This window comes from Pontibacter sp. E15-1 (assembly GCF_022601975.1).
Classification (GTDB): Bacteria; Bacteroidota; Bacteroidia; order Cytophagales; family Hymenobacteraceae; genus Pontibacter.
In genome coordinates this window covers 114,492-129,330 of sequence record NZ_JAKVIR010000002.1, presented here as the reverse complement: position 1 = coordinate 129,330, position 14,839 = coordinate 114,492, and the positions used below count along the sequence as shown (strand labels likewise).

The 14,839-nt window shown below is 56.0% G+C and carries 13 protein-coding genes; 4 read left to right on the top strand and 9 right to left on the bottom strand.

Annotated features, from left to right (window positions below; translation table 11 throughout):
- Positions 1-40: 40 nt before the first annotated feature.
- Both dprA and MKJ04_RS02040 read right to left on the bottom strand, forming a co-directional pair.
- The gene (gene dprA / locus MKJ04_RS02045) at positions 41-1,165 is read right to left on the bottom strand and encodes a DNA-processing protein DprA (protein ID WP_241638805.1); all 1,125 of its coding nucleotides are present in this window, start codon (positions 1,163-1,165) and stop codon (positions 41-43) included.
- A 20-nt stretch (positions 1,166-1,185) separates the two neighbouring features.
- Positions 1,186-1,533, bottom strand: a complete 348-nt coding sequence (locus MKJ04_RS02040; RefSeq protein WP_241638803.1) for a MerR family transcriptional regulator — start codon at positions 1,531-1,533, stop codon at positions 1,186-1,188.
- Between the two features lie 202 nt (positions 1,534-1,735).
- Between MKJ04_RS02040 and alaS the strand changes: the two genes are divergently transcribed.
- From alaS to MKJ04_RS02025, 3 genes are read left to right on the top strand one after another with little or no spacing between them, the layout of a single operon-like run.
- A complete protein-coding gene (alaS, locus tag MKJ04_RS02035) occupies positions 1,736-4,372 on the top strand; it encodes an alanine--tRNA ligase (RefSeq protein WP_241638801.1) in 2,637 nt (878 codons plus the stop codon).
- 14 nt (positions 4,373-4,386) lie between these two features.
- Entirely contained in the window at positions 4,387-5,844 is a 1,458-nt protein-coding gene (gatB, locus tag MKJ04_RS02030) for an Asp-tRNA(Asn)/Glu-tRNA(Gln) amidotransferase subunit GatB (RefSeq protein WP_241638799.1), read from the top strand.
- Positions 5,845-5,854: 10 nt separating this feature from the next.
- Positions 5,855-6,973, top strand: a complete 1,119-nt coding sequence (locus tag MKJ04_RS02025) for a TlpA disulfide reductase family protein (RefSeq protein WP_241638797.1) — start codon at positions 5,855-5,857, stop codon at positions 6,971-6,973.
- Between the two features lie 136 nt (positions 6,974-7,109).
- On the opposite strand, the gene MKJ04_RS02020 is transcribed toward MKJ04_RS02025, so the two are convergent.
- From MKJ04_RS02020 to MKJ04_RS02010, 3 genes are all read right to left on the bottom strand, one after another.
- Positions 7,110-7,745, bottom strand: coding sequence for a hypothetical protein (locus MKJ04_RS02020; RefSeq protein ID WP_241638796.1), 636 nt, complete (start codon positions 7,743-7,745; stop codon positions 7,110-7,112).
- Positions 7,746-7,747: 2 nt separating this feature from the next.
- Positions 7,748-8,287 carry an acyl-CoA thioesterase gene (locus MKJ04_RS02015; protein ID WP_241638793.1) on the bottom strand — a complete coding sequence of 180 codons (540 nt, stop codon included), beginning with the start codon at positions 8,285-8,287 and terminating at the stop codon, positions 7,748-7,750.
- 122 nt (positions 8,288-8,409) lie between these two features.
- A complete protein-coding gene (locus MKJ04_RS02010; RefSeq protein ID WP_241638790.1) occupies positions 8,410-9,069 on the bottom strand; it encodes a protein-L-isoaspartate(D-aspartate) O-methyltransferase in 660 nt (219 codons plus the stop codon).
- Between the two features lie 225 nt (positions 9,070-9,294).
- Here MKJ04_RS02010 and MKJ04_RS02005 point away from each other — a divergent pair, with 225 nt between their 5' ends.
- Positions 9,295-9,882, top strand: a complete 588-nt coding sequence (locus MKJ04_RS02005) for a riboflavin synthase (RefSeq protein WP_241638787.1) — start codon at positions 9,295-9,297, stop codon at positions 9,880-9,882.
- Between the two features lie 78 nt (positions 9,883-9,960).
- Here MKJ04_RS02005 and MKJ04_RS02000 read toward each other — a convergent pair whose 3' ends face one another.
- The 4 genes from MKJ04_RS02000 to hemF all read right to left on the bottom strand — a co-directional run bounded on the left by MKJ04_RS02000 (position 9,961) and on the right by hemF (position 14,797).
- Positions 9,961-10,890, bottom strand: coding sequence for a DUF4249 family protein (locus tag MKJ04_RS02000; RefSeq protein WP_241638784.1), 930 nt, complete (start codon positions 10,888-10,890; stop codon positions 9,961-9,963).
- A gap of 2 nt (positions 10,891-10,892) precedes the next feature.
- On the bottom strand, positions 10,893-13,205 hold the full coding sequence (locus tag MKJ04_RS01995; RefSeq protein WP_241638781.1) for a TonB-dependent receptor: 2,313 nt from the start codon (positions 13,203-13,205) through the stop codon (positions 10,893-10,895).
- Positions 13,206-13,319: 114 nt separating this feature from the next.
- Positions 13,320-13,892 carry a phosphatase PAP2 family protein gene (locus MKJ04_RS01990; protein ID WP_241638779.1) on the bottom strand — a complete coding sequence of 191 codons (573 nt, stop codon included), beginning with the start codon at positions 13,890-13,892 and terminating at the stop codon, positions 13,320-13,322.
- A 5-nt stretch (positions 13,893-13,897) separates the two neighbouring features.
- Positions 13,898-14,797, bottom strand: a complete 900-nt coding sequence (gene hemF / locus MKJ04_RS01985; RefSeq protein ID WP_241638777.1) for an oxygen-dependent coproporphyrinogen oxidase — start codon at positions 14,795-14,797, stop codon at positions 13,898-13,900.
- Positions 14,798-14,839: the final 42 nt, after the last annotated feature.

The window sequence follows — 14,839 nt, the reverse complement described above, 5'->3', positions numbered from 1 at the left end:
GAAGCAAGTAAAGCTGACCCTTAATCTGGAGCCGGCAAACTCAGACCAGCAACCGGAATCTTTTCCCTGGCATTGCTTTCACTATCCCTTTAAACTCAAGGCTCAAAAGCACCGAAGCTAAGAGACTTACCGGTACCTGCGCCTTCCAACTGATGTTGTCCATCTGCTCTTCCTGCGCCTGCTGCAACACGTGCAACACCCGCAGTTCGTCGGGGTTAAACTCAGATGCGTCAAACGTGAGCGTAGCCTTTCGGGCTTTTGAGTCCGAGGCATCCTCTAAATCCCAGTTCAGAAGCTCGATTAAGTCCTGGGCGGAGGTATAGGCGGCTGCCTTTAGCGACCTGATAAGGTAATTTGGCCCCTCCGAAACTGGCGAGTTGATGTTGCCGGGCACAGCCATAACCTCCTTGTCATACCCATGCGCGATGTCGGCGGTGATGAGCGTGCCGCTTTTTTTGGTAGCCTCCACCACGATGGTGCAGTCTGACATGCCCGCTATGATCCGGTTGCGCGCCGGAAAGCGCGGGGCGTCCGGTTTAGTGCCGAACACGCTTTCTGTCAGCAGCCCTCCCTGGCTGAGCATGCGCTCGGCGTATTTGCGGTGCACCGCCGGGTAAATGATATCCGGGCCACTGGCCATCACGCCCACCGTGGGGAGTCCCGCCTGCAGGGCAGCCCGGTGCGCCAGGATGTCAATCCCATAGGCCAGACCGCTGACGATCATCACATGGTGCGGCTTGAGATCTTCTATGATACGCTCCGTCACCGTCTGCCCATAGGCAGAGGCCTGGCGCGTGCCCACGATACTGACAATGCGGCGCTGATTCAGGTTGGCGTTGCCGCGCAGGTAGAGCAGGGTGGGCGCGTCAGCAATTTGCTTCAGGCGGTCAGGGTACGCCGGGGAGGTATAAAACAGGAGCTTCACCTCCTGGGCCTCCGCCTGCCTGAGCACCTCTTCGGCCTGCAGCAGGGCCGCTTTGGCACCCTCACGCACGGCTTTAGCGACGCCGTTTCCGATGCCCGGGATTTTGAGCAGCTTGCCGGGAGGCGCATCAAAGGCCCCTTTCGGGGAGCCGCAATAACTGACCAGTTGCCGTGTGAGCTGCGGCCCCACGCCCGGAAGCCGCGTGAGCGCGACCTCATACAATTGCTCTTCGTTTACCATATTGGCTGCTTACGGCGCACTTAGCCTTTGGTGTTCAACTGGCTCTTGATCCCGTGCAGAAAGGCCTTCACCTTCTCCAGCGACTCGAGGATCTCGATTTTGTCCTTGGTCTGCACCGATTTGTTTTTCATCACCTCGCGTGCTCCCTGTATGGTATAGCCGCGCTCTTTCACGAGGTGGTACACGGTGCGCAGCGTCTCAATGTCTTTGGGGGTATACTGGCGGTTGCCTTTCTTGTTCTTCTTGGGCTTGAGTTGCTCAAACTCCGTTTCCCAGAAGCGAATCAGGGAGGGGGCCACGTCGAACTGGGCCGCCACCTCGCCGATGGTGTAGTACTGCTTTTCGATTTCTCTTTCTTTATAAGGCATAATTAATCTGCTATATTTATGTGCCCCCCGTTACTAATTTTGAAACATATGCTACTGATTACGCTCAAAAAATGCTACTTTTGCCCCTATTGGGGTTTTTGGGCTGCTCCGGGTAACGGGGTTCTGACAGACAAAAATTCCACATTTTTTGTTATTAAACAACAAGTACAGCACGCAATATCTAAAGGCTTAATACTCATACATGAATTCAGCTGAAATCAGACAGAAGTTTTTCGACTTCTTTGCTTCTAAACAGCACCAGGTTGTGCCTTCTGCCCCGCTTGTGGTGAAAGACGACCCGACGTTGATGTTCATCAACTCCGGTATGGCACCCTTCAAAGACTATTTTCTGGGCAACAAGCCTGCGCCCTACAGGCGCATTGCCGACACGCAGAAATGCCTTCGCGTGAGTGGCAAGCACAACGACCTGGAGGAAGTGGGCTACGATACCTACCACCATACCATGTTTGAGATGCTGGGCAACTGGTCGTTCGGCGATTATTTTAAGAAAGAGGCGCTGCACTGGGCCTGGGAACTGCTGACAGAGGTATACCAACTGCCGAAAGATAGGCTGTATGTTTCTGTTTTTGAGGGTGATAAGGCCGACAACCTTGAGAAAGACGAGGAGGCTTTCGCTATCTGGAAAACCATGGTACCGGAAGACCGCATCCTGTATGGCTCCAAGAAAGACAACTTCTGGGAAATGGGCGACACTGGTCCCTGCGGGCCATGCTCTGAAATCCATATAGACCTGCGCTCCGAGGAGGAGATCGCGCAGGTGCCGGGCAAGGACCTTGTGAACAACGATCACCCGCAGGTGGTGGAGATCTGGAACAACGTGTTCATGGAGTTTAACCGACTGGCTGACGGCTCGCTCGTGAAACTGCCTGCGCAGCACGTAGATACCGGTATGGGCTTCGAGCGTTTGTGCATGGCCATACAGGGCAAGCGCTCGAACTACGACACCGATGTTTTCCAACCCCTGATTCAATATATCGCCAAAGAGGCTGGCGTTGTGTATGGCGAGAGCGAGAAAATAGACATTGCCATCCGCGTGATGGCCGACCATATCCGCGCCATCGCCTTTGCCATCACCGACGGGCAACTGCCATCCAACAACAAGGCCGGCTACGTGATCCGCCGTATCCTGCGCCGCGCGGTACGGTATGGCTTCACTTTCCTCGACTTCAAAAAGCCGTTTCTGTATAAGCTTGCCGCTGTGCTGGCCGACCAGATGGCCCACGTTTTCCCGGAGCTGAAGCAGCAGCTGAGCTTTGTGCAGCGCGTAATCGAGGAAGAGGAAAACGCCTTTCTGCGCACCCTGGACAATGGCCTGAAACGGCTGGATGCGCTGGAGGAAAAGTTCAGGGAAAGCGACAAGGTGATCGATGGCAAAACGGCCTTCGAACTGTATGACACCTTCGGTTTTCCGCTGGATTTGACAGCCCTGATTGCCCGCGAGAAAGGGTTTACCATAGACGAGTCGGGCTTTACCGCGGAGATGGAGCAGCAGAAAAACCGCTCCCGCAATGCCTCGGCAACCGAGCAAACCGACTGGGTGATTTTGCAGCCCGACGTGGTGAATGAGTTTGTGGGGTATGACTGCGAGGTGGCCGACTCCCATATCGTGCGCTACCGCCAGGTCAAAACCAAGAACAAGAGCGAATTCCACCTGGTGCTGGACCAGACGCCGTTTTATGCCGAAAGCGGCGGACAGGTGGGCGACTCCGGCTACCTGATCTCTGACTCGGAGCAGGTGGAGGTGCTGGACACCAAGAAGGAAAACGATTTGATCCTGCACATCACAACAAAGCTGCCCCAAAACCTGGAGGTTGGCTTCCAGAGCCAGATTGATGTGGAGCGCCGCAACTTTATCCGTAAAAACCACTCTGCCACGCATTTGCTGCATGCCGCTTTAAGGAAAGTTTTAGGAGAGCACGTGCAACAGCGCGGCTCGCTGGTAAACGAGAAGCTGCTGCGTTTCGACTTTTCGCACTTTGCCAAAGTGGATGAGGCACAGCTACGCGAGGTAGAGCATATCGTGAACGAGCGCGTGCGCCAGAGCATACCCCTGGATGAGCAGCGCAACACCCCAATTGCAGAAGCGAAGGAAATGGGTGCCATGGCCCTGTTTGGCGAGAAATACGGGGAGTTCGTGCGCGTCATCACTTTCGACCGCGACCATTCTGTGGAGCTTTGCGGCGGAACGCACGTGTATAACACCGGCCAGATCGGCTACTTCAAAATAGTATCCGAGAGTTCGGTGGCGGCAGGCGTTCGCCGCATTGAGGCCGTGACCGCCACGTTGGCCGAGGAGTATGTGCAGCAGCAGTTGAACGAGCTGCACGCGGTGCGCGAAACCATCGGCACACAGAGCAACCTGTCGGGGGCAGTGCAGAAGCTGCAGGAGGATTACAGGGTGCTGCAAAAGCAACTGGAGCAGTATGAGCTGAAGCAGTTGGGCGTACTGAAAGACACGCTGGCACAGCAGGTACAGCCGCTGAACGGCGTGAACTTTGTGGCGCAGAAAGTAGACGTCAGCAACGCCGAACACCTGAAGAAACTGGCTTTCGACCTCCGGCAGGTGGTCGACAACCTGGTGCTGGTGCTGGCCGCCGAGATCGACGGAAAGCCCCAGATCGCGGTGATGCTCTCCGATAATGTGGTGGCCGACAAAAACCTGAATGCCAGCCAGCTGGTGCGTGAGCTTGCCAAAGAAATAAAAGGCGGCGGCGGCGGTCAGCCATTTTACGCCACGGCCGGAGGCAAAGACACTGCAGGCTTGCCGGCAGTGACTGCCAAAGCCCTGGAATTACTAAAGAAATCCTTGAACGCTTAGTTCATACTATACAGATGGATAAAGAAATAAGAGATAAATACCAGGCTGTAATCGGCCTAGAGGTACATGCCCAGATGCTGACGGAAAGTAAGGCCTATGCCGCTGACTCTACCGAATATGGCATGATGCCCAACACCAACATCAGCGTCATCACACTCGGGCACCCGGGCACCTTGCCTTATGTGAACAAGAAGGTAGTGGAGATGGCCGTGAAAATGGGTATTGCCACCAACTGCGACATTACGCGCTACAACCTGTACGCCCGCAAAAACTATTTCTATCCCGACCTTCCGAAAGGCTACCAAATCACGCAGGACAAAACCCCGGTGTGTACGCATGGGCACCTGGATGTGAAGAACGAAAACAACGAGGAGAAGCGTATCGGCATCACGCGGATCCATATGGAGGAAGACGCCGGAAAGTCGATGCACTTGCCCGGCGAGATTGAGACGCTTGTGGACCTGAACCGGGCCGGCGTGCCGCTGATCGAGATCGTTTCGGAGCCGGATATCCGCGACTCTGTGGAGGCCTACAACTTCCTGACCGAGATACGCCGCCTGGTGCGCTACCTCGAGATTTGCGACGGTAACATGGAGGAAGGCTCGCTGCGCTGCGATGCCAACGTGTCGGTGATGCTAAAAGGCTCTGAGATTTACGGCACCAAGGTAGAGGTAAAGAACATGAACTCCTTCCGGAACGTGCAGCGTGCCATCGAGCACGAAATAGAGCGCCAGATCACGATCCTGGAAAACGGCGGGAAAGTAGACGGGGAAACCCGCGGGTATGACGCCAACACAGGCAACACGACTTCGCAGCGCTCCAAGGAAAACCTGAACGACTACCGTTACTTCCCGGAGCCGGACCTGCCGCCGCTTGTGATTGAGCGGGAATGGCTGGAGGGCATCCGGCAAAGCATGCCAAGCTTGCCGCAGGAACTCTACAACCGGTTTGTGGGGGAGTATGGCTTGCCTGAGTATGACGCCGCCGTACTGACAGACGCTAAAGAGATCGCCTTGTACTTCGAGGAGTTCTGCAAGCACACCACCAACTACAAGGCCGCCTCCAACTGGATGATGGGCCCGGTGAAGTCATACCTCAACGAGCTGCAGCTGCATATCAAGGACTTCCCACTTCAGCCGGAACAAATTGCCGCTATAATCGCTTTAGTAGATGCTAACAAGGTGAATCACTCGGCGGCGGCCAAGAAGATTTTCCCATACATGCTGGAGCATCCGACGGTGCCTGCGCAGCAAGTGGCCGAGGAACTCAACCTGATTCAGGAATCGAACGCCGATGAGCTGAGCCAGATCATCAGAGACGTGCTGGCCGACAACCCCGCCAAAGTGGAGGAGTATAAAGCTGGGAAGCAGTCGCTGGTAGGTATGTTCATGGGCGAGATCATGAAAAAAACCAAAGGCAAAGCAGACCCGAAAGTGGCAAACAAGTTGCTACGGGAAAGCCTGAATGCGTAAACTATACCATATGAAACTTAGAAATCTGGCCGTGATGGCCACCGCCAGCGTGCTGCTGGCTGGTTGCCAGGGCAACAAAACCACCTCAAACGGAGACGATAACTATACGATAAGCGGCAAGCTGACCAACGCGACGCCTGGGCCTATCTACCTTTTCGAGCTGGGCGAGACGCAGTTTGTCGCCCGCGACACGGCCCAGATCGCTGCGGATGGCAGCTTCACCTTCGAAGGTACTGTGCATGAGCCGACCCTTTACCGCATCACACTGGATCAGCAGAACGGCCTGATGATGGTGCTGAGCGAGGGAAAGCTACAATTGGAGGCGGATGCAAAGGATATAAACGGCACGGCAAAGATTGAAGGCTCTGAGGACTCCAAACTGTTCCTGGAGCTGAATAAGCTCGTGAACGAAACCCGCCTGCGGCAAAGTGAGCTGGAGCAGCGCTTCAGCCAGGCAATGGCCGAGGGCAAAACTGAGGAGGCAGAGCAGGCGCGGCAGGAATATGTGGCCATGCAGAATCAGGTAAAAGACTTTATCGCACAGCATCCCAACTCCGTTGTCGGAGCGTTCGGCACGGCCAGCCTGATCGACCCAAGCAGCGATTTCGCTTTTGCCGACAGTATGGCGACCCTGTTCAACAAGAACCTGCCGAACTCAAAATATACCACCATGCTGAACGAGCGCCTCAAACCGTTCAAAAGCACGGCTATCGGCCAAACGGCCCCGGATATTTCGCTTCCCACTCCAGATGGCGCTACCCGGCAGCTATCATCGCTCCGCGGAAAATACGTGCTCATCGATTTCTGGGCGAGCTGGTGTGCCCCGTGCCGCAAGGAAAACCCGAATGTGGTGAAGATGTATAATGCTTACAAAGACAAGGGCAAAGGATTCGAGATCTTTGGCGTGTCCCTGGACCAATCGAAAGATAAGTGGGTGCAGGCCATCGAGAAAGACAAACTGGTATGGCCGCACGTGTCTGACCTGCAGGGTTGGCAGAGCAGCGCCGCGCAGCTATATAATGTAACCGCCATTCCGCAGACAGTGCTGATCGATCCCGAGGGCAAGATCATCGCTAAAGGCCTGAGAGGGCAGGACCTAGAGCAAAAGCTGGCTTCCCTGCTCGACTAAATTCTCGGATTTATATCGTCCTATAAACCACAAGCGCCTTCTTTTAATAAAGAAGGCGCTTGTGGTTTATGTCGTCTGGAGATCAATTTACAGATTTGCAGAAACACGCTTTGGTGCCGGCAAATGAGGTATAGCGTTACAGAAAAACCTGTTGCAGCGCGTTCCAGAGCAGTTTCTTTTGCTCCACGTCGTTTTCCAGCTTTGCCAGGGCATGCGAGAACACCACAGGCACATCCCCCAGCAGCACGGGGTGGTATAGCGTGAATTTGTCATGCGGCAGTTCCGTGTCGAGGCGGCTGGCAAAGCTGATAATATACCGTATCTGCAGTTCTTGCTCTAAATCCTCGAATCGGGCAATTTCCCCTGACACATTGTTGACGTAGGCCACATCCGTCTGCTTCAAACCGATGGCCTCCAGTATTTTCTGAAGGAAAGTGAGTTGCGGGAGCTGACTGAATTCCGCATCCGGCAACGTGACCAGTAGCACGACGCCCCGGTCGTTGGTGCCGGCAAGCTTGTACTTTGCTGGCGCAGCGGGAATGGGCAAATGCGGAATGTGTGGTGTGGCGGCGGGACTGTGCTCCGTGATCTGGTTTTTGAGGGCGGCTGGCTGCTCCATAGCCGGAGGTATGGCATCTGGTGCGGGTGATTCAGGTGCTATCTGTTCCGGTTGCGCTGGCAACGTGAGGTCACTGTCCACCAGATAAATGGTTTCCGGGAAGAGGTTTTTCAGGAACTCCTCATTTATACCCTCTGCCTGCAGCCCTGCCATACCTATGCGATGCCCTGGGCGTCTTCCTTGATCTCGAATATCGACTTCAGCTCGTTGGCCTCACTCGGTTTCATGCGTCCGGCAAGCACAAGGCGCAACTGGCGGCGGCGCAGGGCACCATCATACAGCTTCACCTCGTCTTCAGTTTCAGGCTCGGCCGCGGGCACGTCAATCGGGTTGCCCAGTTGGTCTACCGCCACAAACGTGAAAAATGCCTGGTTCGACATGACCTTCTTGCCACTCGGGATGTCCTCGGCGTAAACCACGATATGAACCTCCATAGAAGAGTTGAAAGCACGGGTCACTTTGGCCTCCAGGGTCACCACGTTGCCCAGCTTAATGCTCTCCGCAAACGAAACGTTATCGACAGAGGCGGTTACCACGATGCGGTTGGAGTGCTTTTGGGCGGAAATGGCCGACACAATATCCATCCAGTGCATCATGCGCCCTCCCATCAGGTTATGCAGTGTGTTGGTGTCGTTGGGCAGCACCAGTTCCGTCATGATCACGTAAGATTCCTGTACTTTTTTTGCTTTGCGCATGTATGTAATGCTTGTTTGATGCCACAAAGATACGCCTCATTCTGCAAAGGAGGAAATATACTTGGCCCGGAGCGGCACCAGGTCCAAGGCGATAGCGAAGTGAAAGACTGCTAAAGAGGGGCTTACGCCATGGTGTCCCAGCCGGATTTGCCCAGAAGCGGCACGAACTTGAAATCGTGGAATTCCTCCCGGGTATACTCATTCTCGGCCAGGCGCCTGATGCGGAGCATTTTCTGCGTTTTCGCATCCCCGACGGGTATGATCAGGATGCCGCCCACATTCAACTGCCGCACCAGCGTTTTGGGTATACCTGGCGCTCCGGCCGTGACGATGATCTTGTCGTAGGGGGCTTTCGCTGGCAAGCCTTCAGAGCCATCTCCATGAAATGTATGCGGTTTGAGGCCATGCCTTTTAAAGTACATCACCGCTTTCTCGTAAAGCGGGCGGTTATACTCGATGGTATACACGTTTGGTGTGAGCTGCAGCAGCACGGTGCACTGGTAACCGGAGCCGGTGCCAATCTCCAGTACCTTGTCTGTGGGCTTGAGTTCGAGCAGCTCCGTCTGGAAGGCCACGGTATAGGGTTGTGAAATCGTCTGGCCCTCGCCAATGGGAAACGCCTTGTCCTGGTACGCCTGCTCCAGAAAAGCCTTTTCGAAGAAGTAGTGCCGGGGTACAGCCTGAATGGCGGCGAGAACGCGCGGGTCGCGGATGCCTTTATCCTGCAGCACATTAACCAGTGCGCGGCGCATGCCCTTGTGTCTGTACGAGTCAGTGTCCATGTATTCCGTTAAAGTTGCTAAATCGTTTCTGTATACCCCAGCTTTGCGAAAATAAGCATACCTGCTCAATATTCCCCGTTCGGGGCACATAAACTTTTCAAACAGGCAGGATAAACATAAGCCAGCGAAAGCTGTTACCTTTGCGCATCAAAAAGCCACAAACCGTGTGCGCAGCCGCCGGAAACGGCGCAACACACACGGCCATTTATACCTAACAAGCACACCATGTTCACTGGAATTATCGAAACGCTGGGCCACGTCGCCACCATTCAGGAAGAGAACACGAACAGGCATTTCACGATTGTCTCTAGCTTTACCAACGAACTGAAAATTGACCAGAGCGTGGCCCACAATGGCGTTTGCCTGACGGTGGTGAGTATAAACGGAGATGCCTATACCGTGACTGCTATTGATGAAACCCTGCAAAAGACCAACCTCAGCAGCCTGAAACCGGGGGACGTCGTGAATCTGGAGCGCTGCATGCTGGCCAATGGCCGCTTCGACGGGCACGTGGTGCAGGGGCATGTAGACCAGACGGCGGTGTGCGCGTCGGTGGAGGACGTGGACGGCAGTTGGGTATTCACCTTCCGGTATGACGCCAGTAAGGGAAATGTGACCGTGGAGAAGGGCTCCATCTGCGTGAACGGCATCAGCCTGACAGTGGTGAACGCGAAGGAAGACGCTTTCTCGGTGGCCATCATCCCGTATACTTACCAGCACACCAACCTGCAGCACGTAAAGCCGGGCGACAGCGTGAATCTGGAATTCGACATCATCGGAAAATACGTTGCCCGCCTGCTGGGGAGGGGTTAATTTTGAATAATTGAATAACTGAATTTTGAATATGGATCTCAAGCATATTCAGTTATTCAAAATTCAGTTATTCAAAATTTATTCAATAAATATCTTGTGGTAGGTGACTCCGTAGCCTCCCCAAACGCCTAGCCCGCCCTGGATGTTGGACTGCGTGATGTTGGGCGTGCCGATGGGGCTTCCGTTGCTGTTCTGCTCGTTCTCCAGGCTATACCAGAAGCGGTAGTGCGGCAGGTCAAGGGCAGCCCACCGGATTGTCACGGTGTCGCCCAGCCCAAAATAGCTATACAGGTCGAGGTCTACTTCCGCTTGCCCTTTGGGCTCGCCACGGTCCAGCGGAAAGCTGATCGACTTCCCGTTCACCAACTCATCGTTAAATACCGAGGAAAACAGCCCCGGGAAGAAAGACTCGCTGTTGCGTTTGGTAAAGTAGCGCACACTGTTGCCAAGTGTGTCGGGGTCGGTGTAGCGGTAATAGAGCGTTTTGAGGCTGTCCTGGGTCGGGTGCGGCACAATCCAGAGCGAGTCGAGCGGGTTGAGCTGCGGAATAGTGGTGGAGGCGGTCAGGGTTTGCCCCTCAAAGCGGATCTCTAACCCATAGCGCTCCCCGAGCGCCCCTTCCAGCGCATCGGTGGTATACACATAAAATAGAAACCCGCTGTTGCCTCCGAGCTGCGCGGCCGGTATACCCAGTTGCACGCTCACCACCTCTTTCAGTTTTTCAGAGAAAGCGGCCGAGGGCACCTCCTCCAGCGGATAGCTTCGTCCCCCCGCCGTCACGGTGACCGCCGCCCCGTGCACAAAGCTTTTCTCCAGCGTCGCCAGCGAGATCTCTGAAAACACTGGCACCGAGCGTGTCAACACCACCACGGGCGGAGCGCCCTGTTCAATGTGTCCTTCCACCACCAATTTTTCCTGCCCTTCCGGTAAGTCGATCGTCAGGTCCTGTTCGCAGCCTGCCAGGAGCAGAAGCACGGCGAGTAGGTATAAAATGCGAGATTTTCTCATGCTTATTTCCAGCTAAAGTTCCAGGTGACAGACGGCAGCGGGAACGGGATGATAGATACTTTCTTGGCCTGGAGCTTCACGTTCTGGCTGGTTGAGCTGCCCTCGTTATCCACGTAGTACAGAAACGGGTTGCGGCGGCCATACACATTATATATGGAGAACGTCCAGCTGGAGGCGACATGGGCCCGGGATTTGGCCTCCAGCGTGGCAGACAGGTCAAGGCGGTGCGTGGGCTGCATCCGGAAGCTGTTGCGGTCCCCGTACTGGTAATTCACGGTGCCTTCCAGGAAATAGCGCCGCACAGGCAGGGTGGTGGCCTGTCCGGTGCCATACACAAACGTGCCGGCAAACGTCCAGCGGGGGTTGTAGCGGTAGCTGCCCACCACCGAAAGGTCATGGCGCCGGTCATACCGGGCGGGGAATGTTTTGCCGTCGTTTAAATTGGGGAACTGGCGCGTGGTTTTGGACCAGGTATACCCGACCCAGCCTTGCAGGTCGCCGTAATTCTTGCGGAGAAAGAACTCCGCACCGTACGACTTGCCGTTGCCGCGCACAAACTCATACTCCAGATCGCGGTTGCTGGGGCCGGGCGCAAACCCCTCGCGGTACTCAAGCTGGTTTTTCAAATCCTTGTAGTATACCTCCACCGAACCCTCATACTGATTCTCAGCCAAACTCCTAAAGTAGCCCAGTGCATACTGGGTGGCCCGCTGGGGCTTCACGATCGCGGAGCTGGGCACCCATACATCCAGCGGCAGGGTGGTATAGGCATTCGAGACCAAATGCAGGTACTGCGCAGACTGCGTGAAGCCCGCCTTTATAGAAGCGCTGCCCGGCAGCAGCAACCGCAGCGAGGCGCGCGGCTCCAGGGCGCTGTATGTCTTCACGGCTTCTCCGCTGCCATACACCGTGGAGTCGGTCACGGCCTGGTTGGCGTCGAAGCGGTAATAGTTGAAAGGGCCCGTCTGCGTGAAGAAGCTGTTGCGGAGCCCGACACTGAGCAGCAGTTTGTCAGTCACGTTCCAGTCATCAGACAGGTATAGGGCTGTCTCGTGGGCATACTTGGGCAGTACCCGCGTGGTCCCGAAGTTCTCGCCCGTTTCGCCAATGGCCTCGCCGGTCCGGGGCCGGAGGGTATGGTAGGTATACTGCACGCCGTATTGGAGGTGGTGGCGCACGTTGGGGGTATAGTCGAAGTCGACATTGGCGGCGTAATCCCGGACACCGGTTTGCAGGATGGTCTCAAAGCCGCCGTAATCCCAGCTAAACTGAAAGGTGTAATTGCTCAGCACGCCGCTCACGTCCATCGACAGCCGGTCGTTGTAGCGATGCTTCCAGCGGGCGGTGGCGCTGGCGTTGCCCCAGAAAAAGTCGGAGGTGAAGCGGCCGTCGGAGAGTTTCAGGTTGCCGATGTCGCGGCCATAGTAGCCGCTCAGCGACACTTCGTCCTTGGGCGACACCGTATACCGCAGCTTTCCGTTGAGGTCGTAGAAACGGTAGGGCACGCCGCCCTGCTCCGTGTTTTTCAGAAAGGGGTTGAACAGCGCATCGACGTAGGTGCGGCGGCCCGAGAAGATAAACGAGGCCTTCTCTTTGACAAGCGGGCCCTGCACAGTCAGCCGCGAGGAGATCAGGCCAATGCCGCCATCCGCCCGAAACGACTGCATGTCCCCGTCCTTGCTCTCGATATCCAGCACCGAGGAGAGGCGTCCGCCATACCGGGCGGGCATGCTGCCTTTCAGCAGCGTGGTGTTCTCGATCGCGTCGCTGTTGAAAACGGAGAAGAAGTTGAACAGATGGCCGGGGTTGTAGATGGTCGACTTGTCGAGCAGCACGAGGTTCTGGTCTGCGCCGCCGCCCCGCACGTAAAAACCGGTGTTGCCCTCGCCGCCCGACAGCACACCCGGCAGCAGTTGTATGGTCTTTAGGATATCCACCTCGCCAAACAGCACCGGAAGCGTTTTGATCATCTCCATGGGGAGCTCAATTTTTCCCATCGCAGCCGACTCCTGCAGCGGCGTTTTCCGCTCGACCTGCACCTCCACCTCCCGGATGGCGTAAGGCGCTGTGGCCAAACGGACGGTTACCTGCTGGTTCTGCTCGAGTTGCAGCGGCTGCTCGCTGGTGCTGTAACCGATGTACTTGGTGAGGAGGGTATAATAGCCCGCCGGGGCTGCAAACGAGAAATTCCCGGAGGCATCAGTGGTCGCGCCGATCCGAATGCGCTCTTTCAGGGCCACGGCAGCACCTGCCAGTCCCTCGCCGGAGGCGGCATCCACCACCCGGCCCGAAACGGTATAGGTTCCTTGTGCCACGGCCGACGCAGCCGCGCAAAGCAAAAAGATCAGAAGGAAAATAGTATAGCTATAGCCGCGCACTCGGGTTGCTGTTGTGATTGTTCTGAGAGAACAGCGCTTTGCTGCAAAGGTTTAACGCACCAGCGATGGGTATTTGTTCAACAGCCGGGTATAGCCGATAGAGGAGCAGTAGGCCAGAAATGAACCCAGCAACGCACCCGCCAGCGTGTCGCCGGGGTAATGCACGCCCAGGTAAATGCGGCTGTACGACACCACCACAGCCCACGTCACCAGCACGACCTTGAAGATCAGGTAGCGGTCGGAGAGGATGAGGTTGAAGAAAACCGCCAGGGCAAAGCCTGTGGCCGCGTGCGACGACATGAAGCCAAACCTGCCCCCACAGCCCTTCACAATGTTGATGACCGCCGACAGCTCAGGGTCGTGGCAGGGGCGGAGGCGGGCAAAGTACGGTTTGAATACGCCCGACGCCACAAAATCGGCAAGTCCAATGGCCACAAGCGCCATTGCTATCATTAGGAAGCTTTGCCGGTGATAGCGCCAAACGAGGTAAATCACGAGCGCGAGGTAAAACGGAATCCAGAAAAACTTATTCGACACCAGCACCATCACCCCGTCCCAAAAAGGGCTGTGCATGCCGTTGAGGTATACAAACGCCTCCTGATCCAGTTGTGCCAGTTCTTCCATACCCTTTACTGCGCGTTTAGCCAGTCGATGTCTTTTTTGAGAGCGGCCTGCGTGCGCTCTTCCGGACTGTCGGGCTCCGGCGTGAAGTTATACAGCCACGAGGCGTTGGTCGGGAGGCTCATCAGAATCGACTCGATGCGCCCCTTTGTCAGGAGCCCGAACTTCGTGCCGCGGTCATACACCAGGTTAAACTCCACGTAGCGGCCGCGTCGCAGCAGTTGCCACTGCTTTTCGCGCTCCCCGTAGGGCAGGTCACGGTTTTGGTTGATGACGGAGGTATAAAAAGGGATGAAGGCATAGGCCACGTCCTGCACAAAGGCAAAGCGCTCTTCCAGGCTGATCTCGTGGGTTTCGGAGAGGCGGTCGAAGAAAATGCCGCCCACGCCGCGCGTCTCGTCGCGGTGCGCGTTGTAAAAGTAATCGTCGGCCCATTTCTTAAACTCGGCATAATAAGTAGGGTGGTGCTTGTCGCATACCTCCTTCAGCTGCGCATGAAACGCCCGCGCCTGTTCCATATCCAGGTAGATGGGGGTGAGGTCGATGCCGCCGCCAAACCAGGCCTGCCCGTTGCCCGCCTCGAAATAGCGCACGTTCATGTGCGTGATGGGCACGCGGGGACTGTGGGGGTGCATCACCACCGACACGCCGGTGGCAAAATAGGCCGGGTCGGGCATCTGCAGCATTTGCAGGAAGGCAGGGGAGAGCTCGCCCTCCACCGCCGAGAAGTTGACGCCGCCCTTCTCCAGCACGTCGCCGTTTTGGATCACCCGCGAGTCGCCGCCGCCGCCGCCCTCGTGCTCCCATACATCAGACTGAAACGTGGCCCCGCCATCGCACTGTTCGAGGGCCTGGCACAAATCTGCCTGAAACTGGCGCATGAAGGCTTCGACTTTCTCTCTAAACATATCGGTAAACGCAGAAATCAAAAAAAATATGGATTATGAAAA